This window comes from Turicibacter bilis (genome assembly GCF_024499055.1).
Lineage (GTDB): Bacteria > Bacillota_I > Bacilli_A > MOL361 > Turicibacteraceae > Turicibacter > Turicibacter bilis.
In genome coordinates this window covers 2,556,975-2,582,697 of sequence record NZ_CP071249.1, presented here as the reverse complement: position 1 = coordinate 2,582,697, position 25,723 = coordinate 2,556,975, and the positions used below count along the sequence as shown (strand labels likewise).

The 25,723-nt window shown below is 33.5% G+C and carries 20 protein-coding genes and 2 pseudogenes; 7 read left to right on the top strand and 15 right to left on the bottom strand.

What is annotated here, in order from left to right:
* Positions 1–36 precede the first annotated feature (36 nt).
* Complete coding sequence (locus J0J69_RS12440; RefSeq protein ID WP_212724729.1) at positions 37–777, bottom strand: CAP domain-containing protein; 741 nt, start codon at positions 775–777, stop codon at positions 37–39.
* A gap of 500 nt (positions 778–1,277) precedes the next feature.
* Between J0J69_RS12440 and J0J69_RS12435 the strand changes: the two genes are divergently transcribed.
* Positions 1,278–2,627, top strand: coding sequence for a dicarboxylate/amino acid:cation symporter (locus J0J69_RS12435; RefSeq protein WP_212725468.1), 1,350 nt, complete (start codon positions 1,278–1,280; stop codon positions 2,625–2,627).
* Positions 2,628–2,976: 349 nt separating this feature from the next.
* On the opposite strand, the gene J0J69_RS12430 is transcribed toward J0J69_RS12435, so the two are convergent.
* The 10 genes and pseudogenes from J0J69_RS12430 to J0J69_RS12385 form a co-directional block, all read right to left on the bottom strand.
* Positions 2,977–3,465 carry an HD domain-containing protein gene (locus J0J69_RS12430; RefSeq protein WP_256637884.1) on the bottom strand — a complete coding sequence of 163 codons (489 nt, stop codon included), beginning with the start codon at positions 3,463–3,465 and terminating at the stop codon, positions 2,977–2,979.
* A 107-nt stretch (positions 3,466–3,572) separates the two neighbouring features.
* Entirely contained in the window at positions 3,573–4,139 is a 567-nt protein-coding gene (gene rbr / locus J0J69_RS12425; protein WP_212725466.1) for a rubrerythrin, read from the bottom strand.
* Positions 4,140–4,366: 227 nt separating this feature from the next.
* Positions 4,367–5,653, bottom strand: a complete 1,287-nt coding sequence (locus J0J69_RS12420; protein WP_212725465.1) for a sugar ABC transporter substrate-binding protein — start codon at positions 5,651–5,653, stop codon at positions 4,367–4,369.
* Positions 5,654–5,814: 161 nt separating this feature from the next.
* Entirely contained in the window at positions 5,815–6,639 is an 825-nt protein-coding gene (locus J0J69_RS12415) for a PHP domain-containing protein (protein WP_212725464.1), read from the bottom strand.
* A gap of 118 nt (positions 6,640–6,757) precedes the next feature.
* Positions 6,758–8,095 carry an ABC transporter substrate-binding protein gene (locus J0J69_RS12410; protein WP_212725463.1) on the bottom strand — a complete coding sequence of 446 codons (1,338 nt, stop codon included), beginning with the start codon at positions 8,093–8,095 and terminating at the stop codon, positions 6,758–6,760.
* Positions 8,096–8,351: 256 nt separating this feature from the next.
* Positions 8,352–8,909, bottom strand: coding sequence for an NUDIX hydrolase (locus J0J69_RS12405; protein ID WP_212725462.1), 558 nt, complete (start codon positions 8,907–8,909; stop codon positions 8,352–8,354).
* 1 nt (position 8,910) lies between these two features.
* Positions 8,911–9,399: a hypothetical protein gene (locus J0J69_RS12400; RefSeq protein WP_055275619.1), complete on the bottom strand. Its 489-nt coding sequence runs from the start codon at positions 9,397–9,399 to the stop codon at positions 8,911–8,913.
* A complete protein-coding gene (locus J0J69_RS12395) occupies positions 9,386–11,257 on the bottom strand; it encodes a DEAD/DEAH box helicase (RefSeq protein WP_256637883.1) in 1,872 nt (623 codons plus the stop codon). Before J0J69_RS12395 ends, J0J69_RS12400 begins: the two co-directional genes overlap by 14 nt.
* A gap of 111 nt (positions 11,258–11,368) precedes the next feature.
* The gene (locus J0J69_RS12390; RefSeq protein ID WP_212725460.1) at positions 11,369–12,820 is read right to left on the bottom strand and encodes a SulP family inorganic anion transporter; all 1,452 of its coding nucleotides are present in this window, start codon (positions 12,818–12,820) and stop codon (positions 11,369–11,371) included.
* Positions 12,821–12,913: 93 nt separating this feature from the next.
* A pseudogene (locus tag J0J69_RS12385) lies at positions 12,914–13,201 on the bottom strand (GNAT family N-acetyltransferase); the annotation flags it as partial.
* Positions 13,202–13,520: 319 nt separating this feature from the next.
* On the opposite strand from J0J69_RS12385, the gene J0J69_RS12380 reads away from it, so the two are divergent.
* Positions 13,521–14,123 (top strand): class I SAM-dependent methyltransferase, encoded by a 603-nt coding sequence (locus J0J69_RS12380; RefSeq protein ID WP_055244737.1) that lies wholly within the window; start codon positions 13,521–13,523, stop codon positions 14,121–14,123.
* Positions 14,124–14,573: 450 nt separating this feature from the next.
* On the opposite strand, the gene J0J69_RS12375 is transcribed toward J0J69_RS12380, so the two are convergent.
* Positions 14,574–14,861, bottom strand: a complete 288-nt coding sequence (locus J0J69_RS12375) for an HNH endonuclease (RefSeq protein ID WP_055304887.1) — start codon at positions 14,859–14,861, stop codon at positions 14,574–14,576.
* A 263-nt stretch (positions 14,862–15,124) separates the two neighbouring features.
* Here J0J69_RS12375 and J0J69_RS12370 point away from each other — a divergent pair.
* The 5 genes and pseudogenes from J0J69_RS12370 to J0J69_RS12350 all read left to right on the top strand — a co-directional run.
* Positions 15,125–15,541 (top strand): annotated as a pseudogene (locus J0J69_RS12370) (RNA polymerase sigma factor); the annotation flags it as partial.
* Positions 15,534–16,412, top strand: a complete 879-nt coding sequence (locus tag J0J69_RS12365) for a DUF3298 and DUF4163 domain-containing protein (RefSeq protein ID WP_055243316.1) — start codon at positions 15,534–15,536, stop codon at positions 16,410–16,412. The pseudogene J0J69_RS12370 and the gene J0J69_RS12365, both read left to right, overlap by 8 nt.
* Positions 16,402–17,208: a DUF4300 family protein gene (locus tag J0J69_RS12360; RefSeq protein WP_055304889.1), complete on the top strand. Its 807-nt coding sequence runs from the start codon at positions 16,402–16,404 to the stop codon at positions 17,206–17,208. Before J0J69_RS12365 ends, J0J69_RS12360 begins: the two co-directional genes overlap by 11 nt.
* Positions 17,209–17,226: 18 nt before the next feature.
* Positions 17,227–18,075 (top strand): polysaccharide deacetylase family protein, encoded by an 849-nt coding sequence (locus J0J69_RS12355; RefSeq protein ID WP_147614343.1) that lies wholly within the window; start codon positions 17,227–17,229, stop codon positions 18,073–18,075.
* Positions 18,076–18,087: 12 nt separating this feature from the next.
* Positions 18,088–18,726: a hypothetical protein gene (locus J0J69_RS12350; RefSeq protein ID WP_055243319.1), complete on the top strand. Its 639-nt coding sequence runs from the start codon at positions 18,088–18,090 to the stop codon at positions 18,724–18,726.
* A gap of 107 nt (positions 18,727–18,833) precedes the next feature.
* On the opposite strand, the gene J0J69_RS12345 is transcribed toward J0J69_RS12350, so the two are convergent.
* The 3 genes from J0J69_RS12345 to J0J69_RS12335 all read right to left on the bottom strand — a co-directional run bounded on the left by J0J69_RS12345 (position 18,834) and on the right by J0J69_RS12335 (position 25,723).
* The gene (locus J0J69_RS12345) at positions 18,834–21,263 is read right to left on the bottom strand and encodes a glycogen/starch/alpha-glucan phosphorylase (protein WP_212725459.1); all 2,430 of its coding nucleotides are present in this window, start codon (positions 21,261–21,263) and stop codon (positions 18,834–18,836) included.
* 849 nt (positions 21,264–22,112) lie between these two features.
* Positions 22,113–24,560: a glycogen/starch synthase gene (locus J0J69_RS12340; protein WP_212725458.1), complete on the bottom strand. Its 2,448-nt coding sequence runs from the start codon at positions 24,558–24,560 to the stop codon at positions 22,113–22,115.
* Complete coding sequence (locus tag J0J69_RS12335; RefSeq protein WP_055304897.1) at positions 24,560–25,723, bottom strand: glucose-1-phosphate adenylyltransferase; 1,164 nt, start codon at positions 25,721–25,723, stop codon at positions 24,560–24,562. The genes J0J69_RS12340 and J0J69_RS12335 overlap by 1 nt, the downstream gene beginning before the upstream one ends.

Here is a 25,723-nt window from a genome sequence, read left to right as displayed (position 1 = left end):
TCCTAGACAATAGAAGTACCTTTTAAAGTAATATAATTAACGATAGAACTCTTGAGTAGCATAAACTTTATCTCCACATCGATAAACACCAATCCCAATACTAGAAAAATTAGTAGATAAAATATTCGCTCGGTGTCCACTAGAGTTCATCCAATTAGACATAAATTGTTCTGCTAATGCCTCTAGGCTTTCATTCATATCGCCTCCAATATAGGCAATATTTTCACCCCACGCTTGATAAGTAATTCCATCCTGTTGCATGAAGGCACTCATTAAATCGCCTTCAGGATTTTCATGAGCAAAATAATTTCGTTCACCCATATCTTGTGATTTTGTTCGAGCATATTGACTCATGATCTGATTATTCTCAAAAGGTGATAATCCAGCTTTTTCACGCTCTTGATTGACCTTTTCAAAGATTAACTGCTCAACATACGACATAAATCCATCAACGGATTCAGCTACTGTTCCACCTGTTGGCTCTGTCGTTAATGGTTGTAATGAGGAATCTCCTTTAAGCTGTTCTTCTTTCGCCATAACTACATGATCTGTTTTAGTTTCATCAGGTATTAATGAAACTTGAGTCTCTTCCTTTACAGGTTGTTTTATTTCGATAGATGCTATCATATCTTTTTCTTTAAACTGTGGTAGCATCAATGATGATAATATCGCTGCCTCATTCGGATTTTCTGCTTCTATTTTGTGACTTGTAACCGTCATTGTTGCTCCTAAAGTAATAAGAACAAAAGTCATAATCGCAACAAGTTTCTTATTCATAAGTATCTCTCCTATTGGTTGAGTATGTCTTACGGTAACTCCTGCGTTCACCTTTATTGTAACACAACCTCACCTCAGAGTATCTAGTGACTTATTGTCTATTTTATCAAATGATAGTATGCTCTAACATTTGTATACAGGTCTACCAAAATAAGATAACTAAGAAAAAAGATAAATCAAATCGACGAGTTACGACTTTTTTATACTATTATTTCAAAAAAAGCTTGACTCTACGACTAGAAATCAGTATATTTATTTTCAAGTAGGAACCCTTTAAGATTACTCACGAGAAGTAATTAAGGAAAAATATAGTCGTTATTTTATACTAAATGATAGTATTGGTCTATCTTTTAGTTATATTGCTGTATTCATTTATGCCTTAAGTTCGTGATATCTAATGGAATTTAAGGCTTTTTTTATTCATCTTATAGACACTAACCCTGTTTAATCTAATAAGATGATTGGGTCCTAACATCTATAATAGAGGAGAGACTTATTCAATGACTAAAAAACAAAATAAAAATCGTTTAGCCATTCATATGGCCATTGCCCTTGTCTGTGGTTTAGTAACGGGATCATTATTCTTAATGTTACGTGAAAACTTATTAGCAGGTGGAAATGCTGACCTTTGGGCGACTATCAATAAAATCTTATTCCAAGATATTAGTGCTGAAGGTGCAACGGATGCTATCGGAATCTTCTACATCTTAGGTCAATTATTCTTAAACTCAATGCAATTAGTTATTGTACCTATGGTATTTACATCAATTGCATTAGCAATGTGCCGTATCTCTGATACAAAAACATTAGGACGCTTATCATACAAAACAATCGCTGGATTCTTAGCTACTTCATTTTTCGCTTTAATTTTAGCAGGTGTTGTTGGATTATTCGCAAATAAGCTTGGAGTATTTAACGTCAGCATCGATAATATTACAGCTCAAACAGGAACAACAGGATCAAATCCATTATTAATCCTTGTTAAAGCTATCCCTAACAACATTGCTTCAGTATTTACAACAAACGGAAGCATTTTATCAATTGTCTTCTTAGCGGTGATCACTGGTTTATCAATCAATCATTTAGGAGACCAAATCTCAATTCTTAAAAAATTATTAGAAGATGTCAATAAAATTATCACCGTCTTCTTAACGTTCTTAATTACGAAGTTCGGACCATTCGCTATCTTTGTATTATTAACTCGTACATTTGCGATTTACGGTGTTGAACATTTAAAACCAGCCTTAGCATACGTGATCACAGTCATTGTTACTTTATTAGTATTCTTAACAGTTGGTTACGCCCTATTCATCTTAATTGCAACTCGTTTAAATCCAATGCCATTCGTTAAAAAGATTGGAAAAGTTGCCATGTTTGGATTCTCAACTTCATCTTCAGCTGCTACATTACCGTTAAACACAAAAACAACAACTGAAGAATTAGGAGTAAATGAAGAAGTTGCCTCATTCATCTTACCACTAGGAATGACAATTAACATGAACGGGACGGCAATCATGCAAGTCATTGCTGCTATCTTCATCGCTTCAAGTGCAGGATATGACGTAACATTCGGAAGTATTTCATTAATTGCCATCTTAGCATTAATTGCTTCAATCGGAACACCTGCTGCACCAGGTGCCGGAGCAGTCATTCTATTTACCGTCTTATCTGGAATGGGATATCAAAATGATGCCGCACTATTAGCTTACTCATTAATCTTAGCGATTAACCGTCCAGTAGAAATGTTAGTAACAGCATTAAACGTTGTTGGAGACTCTGCAACAGCTGTTGTCGTTGCTAAATCAGAAAACTGTTTAAATGAAGAAGCATACTTTCAAGAAATAAAATAAGAAATCATTAGACGCCATTATTTGATGAGCGTCTTTTTTCATCTCATCTAAAAAAAGCGTAAAACTATATTGTTCTACGCTTTTTATTTAAAGTACACGATTAAATAAATATCATCCTCTACATATGAAGCACCTAATTTCCTCTATCATTCCTGGTGCTCACATATCAAGAAGTTTTCATCTATAAGTGAGCATGCTTGTTCTTAAGTTGAGTCGCTAAACCATAAATATTTGCATACCAAATTTTTATGAAATTATTTCGTTATTCATTACAAGAATTATCCACCACAAATGTCTCTATTATAAATCTGCAAGTCTGAGATAATCCTCAAATTCCACTTTTACTGCTTCATAAATATAAATGGTTTATATAATTAATTCCAGTGCGAGTTTTAAAAATTTTCTCTTTAATTGATTGAATTGCTTCCTTACTCATTTGATCTTCATCAATATTAACTAAAAAATCAGCTTCAACTAAGATTTGAAAATCTAATCGATCAATTTCATGATATGTATGATGATGTGCAATTATGTAGCAGACACGTTCAATAAACACTTCATCATATCCTAATTGTTCTAGTATTTTTCTTGCAATCGCTGGCCCTTCAATCTCCTGATAACAGCCTGCGCTAGATTGATACTTCTCTTCACTTACCTTGATTCCAATATCATGAAGAACAGCTGTTACTTCTAATATCTCTTGCATTTTTTCATCTAGATTTTCCATTTCCCCAATCGTTTTGGCATAACTATATACCTTAAAAAGATGATTAATTCGGGAAATATCTGGTGTGAAATAGCCAATTGCCTCATCAATTACATATCCAATTTTCTTCACTCTCTCCACCTCTTTCATCCATCAAACATTATACCAAAATATTCCTGTTTATTGAAAATAAATCCAAATATTTGATAAAAAAACAGATAAGGTATCTTATCTGCTTCTTAATAATTATGACAAGGCAACTCGAAAAATCCTTGCGGATAGCCACAGAATGGACAACGTTCAGGCGCTTCTTTCCCATATACTCGATTCCCACAATTACGACACTCCCAAACGACTGGCTGATCTTTTTTAAATACTCTGTCTTCCTCTATGTTTTTTTCTAATTCTCCATATCTCATTTGATGACCTCTTTCAATTTTAGCGGCTTGATCAAATAATACGGCAATATCTTCAAATCCTTCTTCCCGAGCAATTTTTGCATAATCTGGATACATACTCGTATATTCATGGGTTTCTCCGTTCACTGAGTCTTTCAAATTAGCTAAGGTATCAGATAAGCCAGCATGTAAAATCTTATACCAAACCTCCGCATGCTCTTTTTCATTTCCTGCTGTTTCATTAAAAATGGCTGCAATTTGTTCATAACCTTCTTCTTTTGCAACATCAGAAAAAATTCGATATTTCGTTGATGCTTGCGATTCACCTACAAATGCATCTTTTAAATTTTGTTCCGTTTTTGTTCCCTTCAATTTTGCTTTTATCTCTTCAGACATAACTAAATCCATGATAAAAACCCCTTTTCAATAAATCCTTACTCTTCATATAGATATATTTTTTTCCTAAGTTTGACACTTAGGAATATTAGTCACTCATTAGACTACAACACCTTTATGTCAGATAAATTAATTGAATAAAGAAGGTTTTACATAGCATCTATAATACTTTTATATTACATAAGAAAAAGCTATCTCAAATGAGATAGCCTTTTAGTGTATGTGTGTGTGCTTTTAAATTATTTTGATAATTCTAATGCAGTGTTATAATCTGCTAAAGCTTTTTCAGCTGCTTCTTCTGGAGTCATTTGACCTTCCCATACAGGACGGTATAATGATTCTGCTGCTGTCCAGTAACTTGACATTTCTGGTAAACTTGGCATTGGTTGAGAGTATGGTGCTTGCTCTAAGATTCCCATAATGTATGGATCTTCACTAACACCGTCGATAACTGTTGCATCTTTTAATGCTGGAATTGTTCCTTTAACATCATACATAACTTGTAATCCTTCTTCAGAAGTCATGAATTCAATAACTTGTCTAGCCTCTTCTGGATGTTGAGTGTATGCACTAGCAGAAGCGATAATGTTTCCTGCAAATGTTTCAGGTTGTACGCCATCAATTGTTGGGATTGTTGTTACTCCCCACTCGAATCCTGCATCTTGTGTTTGGATTTCACCAATTGACCAAGGCCCAGTGATAACATAAGGAACATTTCCTTTAGCGAATTCTACTTCGATTGAATCCCACTTAAGGTCAGCATAAGGTACATTTAAATATTCTCTCATTGTTTGATAGAATGTTAAACCTTTTACAACACCTTCTGAATTGATGTTAACTTGTGATGCATCATCATGGTTTGGACCATATAATTCAAATCCACCTGCAGTTAAGAAGAAATGCATTGTATAAGTATTTCCTGCATCAAAACGAATTAAGAATTTGTTTGATTTTTCATCATTATATTGTGCTGCTTGTTCTTTAATTTGTTCAAATGATGTAGCTACTTCAAATCCAGCTTCATCTAATAATGTTTTGTTGTAGAATAATGCAATAGTTTCAGTTGATAAAGGTGCTCCATAGTATGCATCATCAACTTTAACTGTTCCAACCGAAGATTCTAAGAAACGATCTTCAAGATCTGCTCCAATTTCAGCTCCTAATGGTAATAATAATTGAGCGTTGATCGCATTACTGATGTGATCATGAGGCATGATGAATACATCTGCTCCTAATCCAGCCGGTCCATCTAATTCTAATTTACTTACGGCATCAACTGAACCTACTTTTTCAAAGTTAATATCAATATTAGGTAAAGCAGCTTCAATTGCTGTTTCCATCGCTGCTCCATAGTCGTCATTATCTAACCATAATTTAATTTCGACTTTTTCCCCACTAGCTGTGCTAGAAGATTCATCTGTAATTGGTGTATTTGATGATGAATCTGTAGCAGTTTCATTTCCACATGCTGCTAATCCTGTTACCGATAATGAAGCAATTAAGCCCATTGACAATAATTTTTTCATGTTTAGGTGCCCCCCATAATTTTTTTAGATTGTTTACATTAGGTAATATACCACCTAAAGCGCATACATTCAATACATGTAATATACACTGTTAACGGTTACACATGTTGAGATACCGGTTACATTCTAAAAAAGCGAAGTTCAACTTCGCTTTTTTAGAATTAAAATTTAAGTTTTAATTCTGTTTCATCTTTGTGAATGCATCCCATGACATACTCGTTTTCTTTTTTACTCATCTCTCCATGACAGTCACACCCAACCGTAATCATTAAATCATGCTCTTCACAGAAATTCACACAACACGCCGTTAATTCCTCACTATGAATTGGATAGTAACATTCAATTCCATCAATCTCACTTGCTAATAACTTCTCAAAATCAGTAACAACCTCTTCCATCGTACTATTACGATAATACTTACCTGGATGTGCTAGAACTGCTTTTCCTCCACAAGTATGAATGTGTTTAATCGCTTCTTCTACCGTTGGAAAGTCATAGTTACTATAAAAAACGTCATAATCACGATAAATTTTTAATCCATCCATCACATTTTCAGTAAATCCACGATCATGTAAATAATGAATACCTTTAAATCCCCCTAAACGGCGATCATATGTATAACCTTCATAATCAGCTGATGAAATATGATCATATTCTTTTTCCATAATCTTAATCAAATCAACACCCATTTGATCTAATTGATGACGTGATTTTTTAATAATAGCAGCAAATTCTTCATTTACTTTAAAATCATAGGCTAATAAATGTACTGATCGTTCCCCAAATACACAATCTAACTCAACACCAAGTACATATTTCATACCAAGTTGTTGACAAGCTACCTCAAACTCTTCGTGCGCTTCAATCGTATTGTGATCTGTAATCGAAATAAATCCTAATCCTTTTTGCTTCGCTAATTCAACCACTTCATATGGAGAAAATGATCCATCTGAATAATAAGAATGCATATGTAAATCCACTAACATAACATCTAGCTCCTCACCTATTTACTTTTTAATATTATAACAAAGTTCGACAAAAAACAAAATGGTATTAATCAAAATTAAAAAAGAGATAGTCATCAAGACTATCCCAATTAAAAGATTATTTTAAATTTAATGATCTTAAAGCTTCTTCTACTGCTTTTGCTGGTTCCATACCATTTAATACAACATTTTCAACTGCAACCCCAGCAGCTGTACGTACATTATATGATGTGAAGTCATCATTTGTGAAAACAACATCATAGAAGTAGTAGTCTGATTGTGCAGGTCCAGCTTCTTTTGTCATATCTCCTGACTCAACAATATAGTTTTGATATTCTTCTGAGTCAACAACTGTTTGACGAATTGGTAAATATCCTGTATTCATTGTCCAGTAAAGGTTAGCATCGTATGTTCCTAAGAATTTTGCAAATTCATAAGCAGCATATACTTGCTCATCTGTTGTATTCCCTTGTTTCATAACAACAACGTTTGTTCCTTGTTGGATAACTGCTTTAGTATCTTCACTTTGTTGTGGAATTGGAGCAGCTGACCACTCAAATGCATTCTCAGACTCTGCTAATCCGTTGATTACATGTGAAGCCCCTGAAGTTGAACCAACAAACATTTGAACTAAACCACTTGTGAATGGCCCAGACATGTATTTATCTTCACCTGGTAAACGCCAGTATCCAGCATCAGTATTACGTTTAATCATTTCTAACATTTCAACAGCTGCATCAGATTCACCGAATAATACTTCACCTTTAGATGTTGTATATTCTCCACCGAACTGTTTAACTAATGTAATAAAAGCATTTTCCGCTGAATCGAATCCGAATGAAGGTTTTCCAGTAATTTCTGTGATTTGTTTAGAAACTTCCTCCATTTCTGCCCAAGTTGTTGGCACTGTTAAATTGTGCTCTTCAAAGAATGTTTTATTGTAGTATAAAACTTCTGTTGATTTATTAAATGGTAAAGAGTAAAATTTGTTCCCTTCGTATTGGCTATTTTCTTTACGATATGCTTCAGCGATATCATCAAAGTTTTCAATCCCTACTTCTTCATGGAAAATATAATTATCTAATTCAACAACCGCTCCAGATTGTAAATACTCTGCTACCCAATCAGGATATGCTTGAGAAATAGCTGGTGCTGTTTTTGCTTTAATTGCCGCTGTTACCTTTGATTTTAAGTCATTATAAGCCCCTTGATAAATAGGCTTAACTGTGATTCCTTTTTCTTGACCAACTGTCGCATTGAAATCTTCAACTAATTGATTAACTGCTGCTTCGTTTGGTCCTGACATAGCATGCCAGAATTCGATTTCAACTGGATTTTCAATTGAAGTCACTAAATCTTTGTTTTCTTGTTCGTTTTGATTTTCATTTCCATTTGAACAAGCTACCATTGATGATAGTCCAAATAATACTGCACATGATGCTGCTAATTTTTTCACTTTCATGCCCTCCTATTCAATATGGCCATTGAATTTTTCCGCTAAAATCTTATCCCTAAATTTGGATAATTTTAGTCCTTTTTACTTACGAAAGCATTATATCCAAATTCTATACAAAAATCAACATTTTCACCATTATTTTTACATAGAACACAAAAAGAACATTTTTGAAAATAAAACTGACCCTTTACATAAATAAAAAAAGTCTCAGAAAAACATGTTTTCTAAGACTTTTCTTTTATATTTTACAACTGTTTTATAGAACTGTTGCACGCTGTAGTAACTTTTGATAAATAGGGATCATTTGTGGTTCCTGACAGTATGTTTCAATTTCATTAACTGGAATCCAACCGACATTACTATTCTCATCTTCTTTAATACGTAATACATCTTCCTCACTTCCAACTAATAAATAAGAAACATTTAAATGTTGATGAGAACTTACATACTTCCCTTTCTTCATATGACCCCAAACCGGTAAAATATCTAATGACATGATTTCTGTACTTAATGGACGAATATTTGTAACCCCTGTTTCCTCTTTAGCTTCTTTTATTGCCACTGCTAATAAATCTGCCTCACCATCAGCATGCCCACCTGTCCAAGCCCAACTATTATATAAATTATGATAAATCATTAAAACTTTATCTCTTGCCTCATTTAAAATAAATCCTGAACTTGTCAGATGTGCAAATTCATTTTCTCTTGTTAAAATATTATGCTCAAATAATTTGATATAATTTAATATCACTTTTTGATCCTGTACTTCTTGCTCATTCATCGGAACATATGATTGAATCTGCTTTTTAAACATCTTATTCACTCCTTAATCGAATGGTCATAAATTCATCTAATGCTAATTCAGATAAATCACCTAAAATTCCACCCTTTTTATAAACCATTAAACCTAATTGTTGAAACATCTCATTTAGTTCCGCTACTAATTTATCACTGCGGCGCTTATAACCTAATTGCTTTAAAAGAGTGCGTAGCTTGATTTTCACATAGTCAGCCTCAGTATATTGCATCCTAAGTTTCATAACTTTCAAATAGTGTGCCATATCTTTTTCAAAGTGACAACTAATTAGATTTTTTTTCATTTGTGATTGTAATTCATCAATCTCTTTCATCACTTGAACGTCTAATTGTTCTAATTGCTCATCAACGTTTAACATAAACTCATTCAAAGATCCTTCATATTGTAAATCCCGATATAATTCACTAATGATTTGTCGTTCTCTTATATATGAAACGTCAATAACAGATAAAAATGTTGCAATATCATAGACATTAACTAACTCCACGTGTCTCTCCCTCCACTAATTTTCTCAATTCAATATTTAGTTGTCGCATAAAAAATACTTTTTTATGAAAATAAATAGAGAATAAAGACTCTGGGCTATTCCACAACTGATCGATATAAGCACGTTGCTCTGAACGCGTCAAATGCTCGTCAATAATAGTTTGAGCCACCTTCGATAAATCCACACGCTCACGATCTAATTGTTCAAATGGAATAAATGGTGGCGCTTCTTGATGAACACTAAAATATTGAAGCAACGCTTTAACATCACGTTCATCATAGGCGGGAATGAGCTCACCTAAAAAGCAACGTCGTGCACAAATATCACTTAACTTTTGTAATAAATGAGGTGAAGTAATCTCACCTTTAATTTGATGATAATTAAAGAACTGTGGTAACTGTGCAATCAAATGATCGTAGCGACGCTTCGTACTATCGTATATTAAAATTTGATGACTCCGTTCAATCCCTCGATCAACAAGCGTAAAGGCATACATCCCTAATGGTATTCGTTTAATGAACGGAATCGACTCGAGTTGAGTTGTATCAATACTTGCATCTAATAAATGAATATATTCCTCTAATTTAGCCAATGAGATCTGCTCATAAATCTTTTCGACCCGATCACTCAACTCTCCTTCTCGTAACTCTTTCTGTTCATTCATCAATGTCTTTGCATTCACCCAATTAATCTTATCTTGCCAATCATCAATAAAGCTGACAATATAGGCTTCATTAGTTCCACCTGCTTTACTTCCGCGTAAAGCTCGACCAATCATTTGCGTCATTAATGTTGCTGAAGTCGTTGGACGGGTTAAAAAAACAGAACGAGTCTGAGGAAGGTCTACCCCTTCCGTTAAAATATTGACATTAATTAATATATTGATTTCCCCACATTGGTAAGCCGTGATAACAGCCTCATTTTCTGCACCAAATTGTTTCATTTCCAAAATATCATCAGTTTCCCGGGAAATAATAACCCCACATTTCACACCTGATTTTTCAAATAATGACTTTAAGACTAAGGCATGGACTCGATTAATCGCAAAAACAATGGTTTGTCCATATTTTTTATAATCATATTGCCTAACAATTATAGCATTTCTAAGTTTATGCTTCGCTATTTTAATGGCAATCTCAGATGGAATCCAATCTTCAAGCTCTAACTTTTTTTGTTCTTCTTTCGTTAACTCTAAAACTAAATCTGTTTGACATTCTTCAAAATGAGGAAGCGATAAAATCCCTCGTTTAATTAAATCTGTTAAATCAATTTTATAGGCAATATCATCTGGAAACACTTCACTTAGATGACGGGCATCACTTCGGAAAGGGGTCGCCGTTAACCCAAGTAATTTCATATTCGGAACTTTAGTCTGAAGATGATTTAAAATCTTCTCATAAGTTGGTGCACTCGCATGATGAGCTTCATCTACAATGATATACAATTCTTTTTCACCTTTTAACCAACGATCTAAACTCTTCACACGCTTAGCTAAGCTATCCTTACTGACAATTAATAAATCATCCGTACGTTCAATCATTTGAGTTGACTGATGAGTACCAGAAATAATTCGATAGTTAAATCCCCATCGATTAGTCATCACATCTGCATAAGCATTTAGCTCAAAAGTCTTAGCCGCCTGTTCTAATAGAAGTTGTCGATGTGCTAACCATAAAACTTTCTTCTTATTATTCAGTACACCATTTAATAACCACCAACAAGCAGTTAATGTTTTTCCTCCACCTGTAGGAATCACTAATACCGATTTAAATGACTCGTGCTGATCTATTTCTTTTAATACCTCTAATGCCTCTACTTGATGTTCATATAACTGTTTTGGGTTATGCTTTAGTTTCACCCGAATTTCTCCTGCACCTATCATATTGCCTCATCCTTCATCTAAATTTAGCTTTATTATATCGAATTATCATGTTTTTTGACAAATTAAAAGAGCGGTTTACCGCTCTTTTTAATGTACTGAGACTGTTTTTAATTCATCTGTTTTATTATGAAGTGCACATTTCTCAACTAATGCTTTACAGTTTGGACTTAATCCGCTTAATGTTGCTTCAATACCATTTTTGTCTAAGCGAAGCATAACTTTATCAATAGCATCAACTGCTGACTCATCCCAAAGACGAGCATTTGTAAAATCAATCGTTATTGCTTTGTCTTCATCTTGATAATGAAAAGCAGCGATAAAGTCGGAAGCAGAGGCAAATGATAATTGCCCACTAACCATATAAGTATGATCCACTTTAATTACTTGTACTTTTGAACTTTTGATCCCTAAGAAAATAGCACTTAATAACGTTCCTGCCACAACTCCATAAGCTAAGTTATGTGTCATTACCACAATCCCTACTGTTGTTAACATCACTACATTGTCGGTTAATGGAACTTTATGCATTCGCTTGAACGATTGCCAATTAATCGTGGTCAATGAAACAACCACCATCACTGCCGCTAGTGAAACAACAGGAACTTTAATGACAAATCGACTAAATAAGATCATTGAGCCTAGCATTAATGATCCTGCGACTGCACTCGCTAAACGCCCGCGTCCACCATAATTCAAGTTCACCATTGATTGACCAATCATACCACAACCAGCAATCCCACCAAAGAATCCTGACACTACATTAGCAAGTCCTTGTGCCACTGTTTCTTTATTTTTATGACTCGACGTTTCAGTGATTTCATCAATTAACTGCGCTGTTAATAATGACTCCACAATCCCTACAATCGATAACGAAATCGCATATGGAAAAATAATTGATAACGTCTCTAAATTAAATGGCACATTAGGGATCATGAACTTCGGTAATTCACTTGTTAATCGTCCCATATCTCCTAACGTTTTAATATCTATTTTAAATGCAAGCACAATTGTTGTAACAACTGTAATTGCCACAATTGGAGATGGAATTTTCTTTGTTACTTTAGGGAATAAATAAATAATCGCAATTCCAATTACACCTAGTAGCAATAAGATAGGATTTCCTTGGAAATGTTCTAACTGCGAAATAAACATCATCATTCCAAGTGAATTCACAAATCCATGCATCACTGGTTTAGGAATAAACTTTAATAAATTCCCTATTTTTAAATATCCAAAAATAACTTGTAAAATCCCCGTTAAAATAGTTGCTGCAAACATATATTCAATCCCATAATCACGAACTAAATTTGCTAAAACTAATGCCATAGCTCCCGCTGCAGCTGAGATTAACCCTGGACGACCTCCAAAAATAGCCGTAATCATCGTCATGCAAAACGTTGCATACACCCCAACCATCGGGTCAACACCTGCTACAATCATAAAACCCATCACTTCTGGGATTAACGCCATAAACACAACAATTCCTGCTAAAATATCACCTTTTGTGTTCCCTAACCACTCTTGTCTTAAATCTTTCATCGATAACCTCACTTTTATAAAAATGACATACAGCTTTCTATTATATAAAAGATATTCATCAAACGTCAATGTCATCCTAAAAAAGAGTAACATTTAGTCACTCTTTTGAATTTGATTAAACTTGTCTTTTGTTAATCTTAACAATATTCCAACTTCAGTTTTATCTACCTTTTCAAAACCATAACTCATAAGGACGCGAATCCCACGTTCATTTATGACCTCATCGATCATGACTTCGCCACCAAACTCATTAAAATAATAATCAAGCATTAAATCCATTGTGGCTTTAGCATATCCTTTCCCTCGATAACGAGCTTGTATCTTAATATTAAACGAGGCACTTTTTTCATTTTCATCATAACAATGAAAACTAATCTCACCAACGGCCTCTGATTTTCGTTATAAACCAAACAATAGACATTACAGCCATCACCTAGTTTTCACCATACGTTCATACCAACTTTGATGACGCTCGGGTACAAATTCAATGATTCCACCAACATCACGCATCGTCTCTTCATCTGCTCAAAGCTTTTTGACATAGCCTAACTCCTCAAAGCTAGGGCTTTTAATCTGAACTCTATTATTAGACTTATTCAATTAAATCTCTCCTTTTTATGAGTTATCCACACATATTCTCTTGAAACTTTTTGGATAAACTCATACAATTAAATCATCACAATAAATGAGGATAAATGAAATGAATGAAAAAGATTATGAAACATTATTAAATATTGAAACAAGTGGTGTTGATAAATATCATACCTCTCATCTTTATCACAGATATGAACCAACCCCTTATGAGATGCTAAATTATTTATTTGAACAATATCAGCTCAAATCAACCGACCATGTCGTTGATTACGGGTGTGGAAAAGGACGTTTAAACTTCTATATCCAACATTATTTTCATGCGCATGTCATAGGAATAGAATTAAACGAAACCTTTTATGAGGATGCAATGCGAAATAAAGATAACTATCTAAAAAAACATCGTCGCCCAAAAGATTGCATTGATTTTTATTGCTGTTTAGCTGAAGACTACCTCATTCAACCAACAGATAACAAATTCTATTTCTTTAATCCATTCTCCATTCAAATTTTTAGAAAGATCGTGGAAAATATTTTAATCTCACTAGAAAATACGCCTCGAGAAGTTGAACTAATTCTTTATTATGCTTCAGATGAATATCAATACTTCCTTGAACATCGTACCGCATTTACACTGAAACAAGAAATCACTTTACCTAACTACAAACGTGATCACCGAGAACGCTTCTTAATTTATCAACTATCATACTAAAGACTGCAAAGACTCGCAGTCTTTTTTTATATAGCTGATGCTGTTAACACCTCTGTTAAGTGATTATACACTCGTTCAAATCTATCTATTCCTCACCAGTATGTACTCGTCTAGGAGCACAATTTAAAACGAAACTATCTAAATTAAGATTTTATCCTTAACATTCCATACTCACTTGGCTCCTAAACTGCTACCTCCTTCATTGCTTCACCTATTAGAACTTTTATAAACTGAATGACCGCACTCTAGAAAAAAATGAATGAGATTTATACTTCCACGATACATCCCCCTAACATATAGTTCATACTTTGCAATACTAACCTTGAAACAAACTCTTCTTTTTACAACACCATCAAACTACAAACTGAAATATGAAATTCAACTTTTTAATCTTCCCTCTTTTAATGGCTTATAAATACTATCTTATGCCCTTAATAAATCAATTATCAATTATTTACACTTTCTATCTCTAGACTTGGCAATAGATATCCGTTTTGATGCAGGTTGCTTCTTTATAAATCGAATAAACTTTTTTAATTTTTCGTCGCTTTTTAACGCTTCAATAGAAAATAATCGAAGTGCTAACTCTTGATTTGAGTACGAAGCATGGATTTGCCGATGACAATCTGAACAAATCATGACAATATCTTTTTCTGTTCCACCTTCTTCTCTTGGAATTAAATGATGTTTGGTTAATTTGATATCACTACGTTCGCATAATTCACAGCGTTTTTCCATTAATACCGCTCCTTTAACCATTATTTTTGCTTTAATTACATAAAATAAGCTAAAAAAGAACATTTTTTTTATTTTATTTAAACTTTTTTAGACAAATATACGTCTAATAAATGGAGGACTGTTAAAGATAACTAAATTAACAGGATGAGGTTGGAAGGAGATTCACAGTTGTGTTCAAAATAAATAACAAGGAAGATATTTATGAACAGCTTGTTACGTTTGTAACAACAAATCAAGAGCACTTTTATTGATTTGCATATAGTTATACGCGTGAAGAACAAGCAGCGCTTGATGCTGTTCAAAATGCTATCTATAAAGCTTTAACTAAATATCAATCTTTAAGAGATATTCAATTTCTTAAAACATGGTTTTATCGCATTCTCGTTAATGAAAGTCTGACTTATCTTCGAACGAATAAGCAACTACTCACTTTTTCATCAGAAATTGAACAGATTCCACACTCTGATTTATACAACTTGGATGAATTAAATTTATACCAAGAAGTCAATAAATTACCCGATAAACTAAAAACAATTATCATTTTAAGGTTTTATGAAGAAATGACTCTTGAAGAAATCTCAACTATTACAAATACTAACTTAAGTACGGTTAAATCAAGACTTTACCAAGCATTAAAACTATTAAAACTCAATTATAAGGAGATTGACCCTTATGAATAAGCTTAAAAATACGAAAAAAATATATGACCAGATTGAAGTTCCTGATAACTTAAGTGAAATCATCCAACAAACCGTTAATGAAACTTCTCCACCTCGATCAACAAGACATTTCTTTAAACTTCTTGTTCCTCTAACCCTTGCAATGACTACTGTCTTTGTGATTCTTTTAAACACCTCCCCTGTGTTAGCTAGCAACTTATCAGATATTCCACTCTTAACTCAGATCGTTAAAGTCTTAACCTTTAGAAACTATCAAACAATGGATGAGATGAAAAATATTTATGTTAGGATCCCTGTGCTTGAAAATACAGGAAATAATGAACTCGAAGATCGAATCAATTATGAAATAAAAAAACAAATTGATTTCAGCGTCTCTAAATCAGAACAGTTAGCTAAAGAACTTTATGATACTTACATTCAAGCAGGATACAAGCCGTCTCAAATCGAACCATTATTAGTTGAGGTTGACTATCAAACAACGTTCTATAATGATCGATATCTATCATTTATCATTAAAAAGTATGAGAATATTCCTTACTCTACAGTTGATAAAGAACAATACTACTACAACGTTGATTTACAAACTGGAGGTCACATCACACTTCGGACATTATTTGGTCCTGATTATTTAACAAAAGTAGGAACTGAAATCTATAAACAAATTGAATCTAAAAAGAAAGAAGATGAAAATATGCTCTTCTTTGATGAGATTAATATTTTTGAAGTTCTTGAAAATGAAGAAAAATTTTATATTAATGAACAAGGACAAGTTGTTATTTCTTTTGATCGTTATGAAATCGCCCCAGGATATATGGGCTATCCTGAATTCATCATCAATCTACCGATGGAGATGAACTTAAATGAAACGTAAACTAATAATCTTTTGGCTATTAACTCTTATTCTCATAGGGGGTTACCTTGTAAAAAAAGACACCTATACCTACTCTAATCTTGACGATCAACAATCAAAACAACTATTAGAAACTCTCATTCCCAAAACGATTCCTCAAAAGGATTTAACACTATTTTGGAATACTATTTCTGATTACAATAATATGATGAAGAAAGATCAACTCATTAAAACAAAGATGAGTACTTCTAAAATTGAGTATCCAGCTAAAGAGTTGATGGATACCTGGTATGAAAACAACTTACCTTATTATGATTTGGATTCTAAACTTTTGTCCTTTCGCCTATTTAATCATTATTTAAAACTTCAATCAGATTCAATATTTAACATCTCTAGTTTTGATTTAGATCTGATAGAAACTAATCCATATGCTACTTTATCTTCAGATCAATTCAAACTCTTTACAGCCCTTTATGCTCCTATTGAAGTCTCTGACAGTGATCAACAACAAATGATTAATGAAATTAAAAAGACTTGGAAAAGCCGAACACTATCTTTTCATCCACCTGAACAATTATCGTTAATCAATCTTTTCATATATGATAAAAGTCATAACCAAGTTTATATTGAACAATCAGGACTTTTATTTTATACAGCTACTGATTTATACTATTTAGAAAAATATGCCCCAATTTATCCATATCAATTAATTAAATTTAAAACCAAACAAGAGCTTATTCATTATCTTAAAAAATGCCTTCCAGTGAAGGAAGATCTAATTATATTAGAAAATAATGAACAATTAGACATACATTAAATGAAAAGGAGATTATTTATGGGAAACTATAATCGAAGCTACTACTCAACTAAAAAGCAACCATCACCATTATTTTATATCGTATTTAGTTTGGTAATCGTTGCGATCATTGTAGGAGGACTTTTTGCCAACCTCTCGCAACAACGCAGACATTTAACTTACAATGAACAGCCTGTTGAACAATTAACATTTGAAAAAACAACACCAATTAAACGCTGGCACAATCAAGAAGCTAAATTTGTCTATTTAACATTTGATGATGGGCCATCTAATAACGCTTCAAAAATAATGGATCTTTTAGACCAGTATAATGTTAAAGGAACATTCTTTGTGTTAGGAACCTCTATAAGTAATAACGCTAACTCAAAAGAATTATTACAACGTATGAAGGACTCAGGTCATTACATTGGAATGCATACAATGACTCATAACTACAATCACTTATATGGTGAGAATGGACCTGCTAACTTTGTTGCTGAATTAAAAGAAGAGCAAGCTTTAATTGAAGAAATAACTGGTGGATTCAAAAGTGAATTATGTCGTGCACCTTATGGAACTGGAGGAGGCACTTTCAAACCTGAACATATTAAAGATTTAAATGAAGCAGGATTTAAATGTTGGGATTGGGACGTTGATTCTCTTGATTGGAAATATACTGATGCCAACCAAGTCTTTGAAAATGTTCAACACTATACAGAGCTAAGAAAAGATGCAACCAACTTAGTTGTCTTATTCCATGAAAAAAATTCAACATTAGAAGTTTTACCACGTGTTATTGAATATTATCAAAGTTTAGGGTATGAATTCTTACCTTATAATCCAGAGCAACACTTTACTCGAAACTTCTTCCATAGTGATGAAATTTAGGAGGTACCCATCATGAAAAAAGCATTATCAATCGTTATTTTACTTGCTATTTTAGTGATTGGATTAATGGCTGCCTTTTCATATCAGGTTCCTGAAACAAGAACCTATACAGCCTTAAGTAATATTGATACAAAAATTGAACAAAATATTGAAGTAAATACTCAATCAATGGCACAAAATTTAAATGAATTACAATCATCTGTGCAGAACTTAATTACAATTGGAGAAACTTACACAGAAGAAACAGATGTAACAACTACCTTTGAACAATTCAATATAGCTTATCAAAATACTCAACTATTACAGTCACAGCTAACAGACTTAATAAATATGGATTTAACTAATAAGTTAGAAAATACTACTTCCAAATTATCAGCTGAGCAAAAAAAATTAGCAGATGAAGCTATTGAATTAGAAACAACTCGTCTAAATGAATTATCACTTTTACATAAACAAATTGAAGCATTAAACTCAAAGCTATCTAAAACAGAAGAGATGTTTTACACAAAAAAACCGAGTGAGGCTATACAATACTTCAACGGATTAAACAATGACTTCTCAACACTTGAGGAAACATACAAAGCTTATGCTGATGCCTCAACAAAATACTTTGCAGCCAAATCAAACTTATACGAATCAATTATTGGCTAAATCTATTTAGAGATACTCTCGTTTGAGGGTATCTTTTTTAGTTCCTTAAAAAGATACTAGCACATCAAAAAAGCAACCCTAAAAAGAGTTGCTTCTATTGATATTTATTAAAACTTTAATTTTTCTAAATGCCAAATTTGGTCTGCATATTCTTCAATTGTACGATCTGATGAGAATTTACCAGAACGTGCAATATTAATCATTGACATTTCAATCCATTTTTTACGATTTTTATATGTTTGATTTGCAGCTTCTTGAGCACGAACATAAGCATCGAAATCTTTTAATACGAAGTATTCATCTCCGTTATGTGTGACTGCATTAAAGATATCACGGAACTCTTCTGTATCTGGTGTTAAGAATCCATTTACTAATTGATCTAGCACACGACGAATGCGTGAGTCTGAGTTATAAAGATCCCATGGATTATAGCCACCATTTTGATAATAGTCATTTACTTCATCTGCAGTTAAACCAAAGATAAAGCTATTGTCATCTCCAACTAATTCATGAATTTCGACGTTCGCTCCATCCATTGTTCCGACTGTAAGAGCTCCATTCATCATAAATTTCATATTTCCTGTTCCAGAAGCCTCTTTTGAAGCCGTTGAGATTTGTTCCGATAAATCGGCAGCTGGCATAATTAACTCTGCATATGTCACATTATAGTTTTCTACAAAGACTACTTTTAATAAGTCACATGTATCTGGATCATTATTTACTTTTTCGGCAATTGAATTAATTAACTTAATAACTTTCTTTGCAAAATAATACCCTGAAGCTGCTTTTGCACCAAAAATAAATGATTGAGGATGGAAGTTCGCTTTAAATACTTCATCTTCTTTTAAACGATTATATAAATACATGATATGCATCGCATTTAATAGCTGACGCTTATACGCATGAAGACGCTTTACTTGAATGTCAAAAATAGAATTTGGATCTAATTTAACTCCTTGTTCACGTTCAATACGTTCTGCTAATGCTTTTTTACGTGCATATTTCATTTTCGTAATAGCTTCTTGAACTGCTTTATCTTTAACTTTTTCCTCTAACTTCGCTAGTTCAAATGTATTTGTATGATATCCTGTTCCAATTTCCTGATCTAAAATAGTTGTTAATTCCGGATTACAATGTAATAACCAGCGACGATGTGTAATTCCGTTTGTTTTATTATTGAATCGGTCTGGATACATATCATAGAAATCTTTCATTTCAATATGTGTCAAGATATCTGTATGTAATTGTGCTACTCCATTGATACTAAATGACCCAACAATTGCTAAGTGAGCCATACGAACTTGATCATAACCGATAATCGCTAACTCTGCAACCTTTTGTGGTTGATTTGGATAAAGCTCTAATAATTGTAAACAGTAGCGACGATTAATTTCTTCTGTAATCATATAGATGCGTGGTAATAACGGTTGGAATAAACGAACTGGCCATTTTTCAAGCGCTTCAGCTAAAATTGTGTGGTTCGTGTAAGCACATGAATGTTGCGTAATCTCCCATGCTTCATCCCAACCATAACCTTCTTCATCAATTAAAATACGCATTAATTCAGGAACGATTAACGCTGGGTGTGTATCGTTGATATGTAACACGTTTTTTTCATGGAAATTATCAAGCGTTCCATAAGTTTCTTTGTGTTGACGAACTGCCCAACGTACCCCTGCAGCAACAAAGAAATATTGTTGTTTTAAACGCAAAATTTTTCCTTCGGTTGTTGAATCATCTGGATATAAGAACTCTGAGATATTACGAACACCTTTTTCATATTCAACAGCTGAAAGATGATCTGGATATTTATTTTCTGTTGGTTCTGATGACCATAAACGTAACGTATTCACCGTCTTATTACCATTTGAAATGTCGCCTACAACAGGAACATCGTAAGGTACGGCACGAACATACTCAGTTGGAACATGTTTATATACGTCTTTTCCATCAACGTGCTCAACTGTCACCTGTCCATAGAATGGAACTTCAACTGATTCATTTGATTTACGAACTTCCCAAACATAGCCACGTTGTAACCATTTATCTGGAACCTCTACTTGATAACCATCAATAATTTTTTGTTCAAAGAAACCATATCGATAGCGAAGCCCATTTCCATGCCCAGGATATCCTAATGAAGCAATCGAATCCATAAAGCACGCTGCTAAACGTCCAAGTCCTCCATTACCAAGACCCGCATCAGCCTCAATACGTTCTAATTCATTTAATTCAATATTTAATTCATTCATCCCAGCTTCAATCACTGAGCGAATACCTAAGTTCATAATATTATTAGTTAATAAACGTCCCATCAAAAATTCCATTGAGAAATAATAGACTTGTTTGTGTTTCCCCTCTGCAATTGCCTCATTTGTCTCAATCCAATTTGATGAAATATACTCACGAACAAGTGTCCCAAGCGTGAAATAACGTTGATGTGGTGTACTTTCTTCGAACTTAACCCCATAAATTTGTTCCACACGTGTTTGAAACGCTTCTTTGAATACATCTTTATTAGCAAATACATTAGCCATAAGAAGATATCTCCCTTCCATATATGTAACACCCCTCTGACGTTACACATTTTTCCATTTCATAAACTTATTATAGCAGATAATCATTGATATTAAACCATTGTTTCCCATGTAACGCGTTCCTTTTGTAGATAAAAACAATGGATTTTTTACATTTTTTTCTCTGGATTTAACCACTAGCTTCTCAATCTTCTGTTTTTTTGTCACCTTCACAAGGATTTAAAAAGACTTGCTCTATGAAATAGTGAACCGATAATTTAATATAACTTCTTTAGAAATATAAAATATCATCATCTTTAACAGAAGACTTGCTAAAAAATAGGTTTATGTCAAAAGAACTCTGTTTAATCGCCTGCCTAAAATTAGTTGAATCAAAGTTCGATGAAGAAATTTCAACAACTAAATTAACCCAATTTAAACTCAGTTGAATTAAATTTCATGAAGTACTAAAAAATACAAAATTCAAATTCCATCTTGTATTTTTTCTTGTGATGAAATTCGTGTTGTGAAAATTAGAGAGCTATAAAAATCTGTAACTTTTTTAAATTGCAAAAAATTCTACTACTTTTATATAATAATCGCTGAGATTTTAAAAGTTTAACTTACACAGAAGTCATGTAAATAGTTGACCGATTTATGTATAGAAATAGCATTTAATGTTATGCCTATTGAGCCTCTATTAACTCTTTCAATAAGCAAATACGGATTGCGCCCTATTCAAAAAAGTATAGATTGAGTAAATAAGATCCATGAGATGATTCCTTCCTATAATCTCTTATTTTTTAATAAACTTTTTATCTCATTTATGATTAAAGACTATAAAAAAAGAACCAATGAAATTTTGGTTCTTTATTCTTCGTTTATTAAATTTCGATAGAGGTTAATATACTGTTCTGTTGAACTTTTCCAACTTAAATCTTGTGCCATAGCGCTTTGAACGAGCTTATTCCAATGTTCTGGCATGTGATAGAAATTAATCGCGCGCTTTAGTGTAAATAACATATCATGCGCATTATAGTGGGCAAATCCAAATCCATTTCCATACTGAATAAATTCATTATATGGGATAATCGTGTCTTTTAACCCACCTGTTTCACGAACAACTGGTATCGTTCCATACTTCAAGGCAATCATCTGACTAATTCCACATGGTTCAAATCTCGATGGCATTAAAAACAGATCACTTCCTGCATAAATCATCTGTGAATTATAGGAATAAAAACCGATATTCACAGAAACTTTAGTTGGATATTTTTGTGCCATTGCTTTAAAGAAACTAGTGTACTTATAATCTCCATCACCTAACAATACAAATTGAACATTTTCACGCATGAGCTCTTCAAAAACTTTTAAAATTAAATCAAAGCCTTTTTGTTCAACCAAACGCGAAACCATTCCAATGACCGGTACATTCGGATCGACTCGGAGTCCAAGCTCGCGTTGCATTTGACATTTATTTTCTTTTTTGACCTCTACATTTTTGGCCGAGTAACGTTTATAAATACTCAAATCCGTTGCTGGATTATTATAATTATAATTAACTCCATTTAAAATGCCATGAAGATGATCTTTACGTGCGACAATAAAGCGATCCAAACCTTCAGCAAAGTATGGATAACAGATTTCATTACAGTATGTTTTAGAAACTGTTGTAACTTCATCACTGATGACAATTGCTGTCTTCATGAAGTTAACCTTTTCAAATAACATCACTTCATTTGGAATTGAATCAAACTGGGAGATAATTGCTAAATCTGATACATCACAAATTCCTTGATAATGAATGTTATGAATCGTAAAGACGGTTTTGGTAAACATAAAATAATTGCTTCTCTTCATAAACACATACTTCATAAAATAAGGAACTAATCCCGTCAACCAATCATGACAATGAACCACGTCATATTTCAATCCACATTTTTCAATAAAATCAAGGGTTAAATAACAATATAATTCATAGCGTCGACAATCATCACTATAGCCATATAGCTTCTCACGTGTTAACTCTCCGCAGGAGATGAAGTAATAATTAATCCCATCCTTTGAATAGCGGTACACATCATATGGCACTTCTAACTGATTAATCACCGCAAGAGAACGGAATTCATGACTTAAATTTTCTTGATAACGTTCAGCTAAGGAATTAAGCAGCGGGAGAATCACATCAACATTTAATCCTTGATTAATTAACTCCTGCGTTAATTCGGATGTTACATCAGCCAAGCCTCCTGTTTTATAGAAAGGAACGCATTCTGTTGAAATTTGAACAACATTAATCCCTTTATTTCCGATAACACGCTGTCCTTTTCCAATCACAACAGGTGTATACTCTTGTCCGCTTAACCTTGCGCCATCACTAATATAAACATGCTTATCTGTAATAACTTGTTCAACAATACTGTTTTCACCAATCACCGTTCTCGGTAAAATAACCGAATTCCTTACAATTGCCCCGCGCTTAATCGTTACATCACGAAATAGAATACAGTTTTCAACCTTCCCCTCAATATGACAGCCATTTGCGATCATTGAATTACTGACATCAGCCTGTTTCGTATAAAACGTTGGGGATTCATCCTTCGTTTTCGTTAAAACAGGACGTTCCAGTAAGAAGATTTGAAAGCCGTACTCATAGTGTAACATATCTAAATTCGCACGATAGTAAGATAAAATGGAATCTATTGTACGCGTATATAACGTATGTTCATATCGATTGATTTTAATTCCATCATTCATCTCAACTAAATCCATTACTGTTTGATATGGTGAAATTTCATACCTTAAAATTAACTCAATCAAATACTCACGTGATAAAACAAAGATACTCACAGGCTTATTACGATAGTATACTTGCGTCACATCGGCTCCCGATTCAATATGAGATTTAACAAGCTCTTCAAATCGAATGGTCGTAATAATATTAGCATGATACATAACAACATACGTCTGCCTTGAACGTAGAAAATATTCAATATATTCTCTCATCCTCGCAAAAGTCAATGTATTCGCAATCGCACTCACCTCTTTTTTAGGCGGTAACAAGAAAAGACCATCGACCTTACGATCAAGCCCCCAAAACTTGCCCGAACGAATATGATCACTTAATGAGTGATAATCACCATCTGGGAAAATAGAGACATTTGTAATTCCAGAATGCACAGCATTCGATAGTGCAAAATCAACTAAACGATAACGACCGGCGAAGGGTAAAGCTGCGACACAGCGTTGATTTAATAAGTTTTGTAGTGATTGTGACGTATTCGTTCCATCAATCACACATAAAGCCTTATTCTTCATTATTCATCCCCCCTACCTTGATTCTCAAGAATTTCTTCCAAATTATCATTAGTCACTAATATAATATGATTTTCATCCCCTTGAATATCAGTATGAGCTGGAATAATAACTTCATCGCCAATAATGGCATAACTAATATGACAATCATGTTCAATATAAGCGTTCGTTAAAATGACACTCTTTTCTACAATCGAACGTTCCTGAACGACGCAACGATGCCCGATAATCGAGTTATGTACCTCACCAAAAATCATACTTCCTTCATTTAGCCAAGCATTATGAACTTTTGCACCTTTTAGAATATGATGTGGAGGTAAGTTAGGAGTTTTTGAGAAGATTGGCCAACTATAATCGTGTAAATTCAAATCATTTTCAGGATCTAATAAATCCATATGTGCTTTCCAGTAGCCCTCAACTGTCCCGACATCGCGCCAATAACCCTCGTACTCATAGGCATATACCGCACAATCAACATCAATAAAATGAGGAATCACATCTTGAGCAAAATCAACCCCATCATAAAGATGCTTATAGTATTTATGAGCAATATCCTCCTTAAACTTTTGCCAACTGAACACATACACCCCCATAGAAGCTAAGCGACTATCCGTTTGCTTTGGCTTTTCTTCAAACTCAACCACACGGTTTTGATCATCAACCTTTAACATTCCAAATCGATTCGTATCTTCTTCTAGCACACGAATGGTTGAAATCGTTAATTCAGATTTTTTCTCAATATGATAATCGATTAATTTTTGATAATCCATCTTATAAATATGATCAGCAGATAAAACTAATAAATAGTCTGGATTATGCTGCTCAACAAATGGCATATTTAAAATCACAGCTTCTGCTGTTCCACCTTGCCATAAAAAGCCGTAATCACGAGAGGTATAAGGCCCCATCACTGTGACAGAGGCCCCATGTACATCTAAGTCCCATGAACTACCTTCTCCAATATAACTATTTAACTCTAATGGTTCATACTGTGTTAAAACCCCTACTTGATCAATCCCTGAATTCGTACAATTACTTAATACAAAATCAATTAAGCGATACTTTCCCGCAAATGAAACAGCAGGTTTGGGACGATGAATGGTTAATTCTTTTAAGCGAGTTCCTTTTCCTCCCGCTAATATCATAGCAACAACGTTAACGGCCAT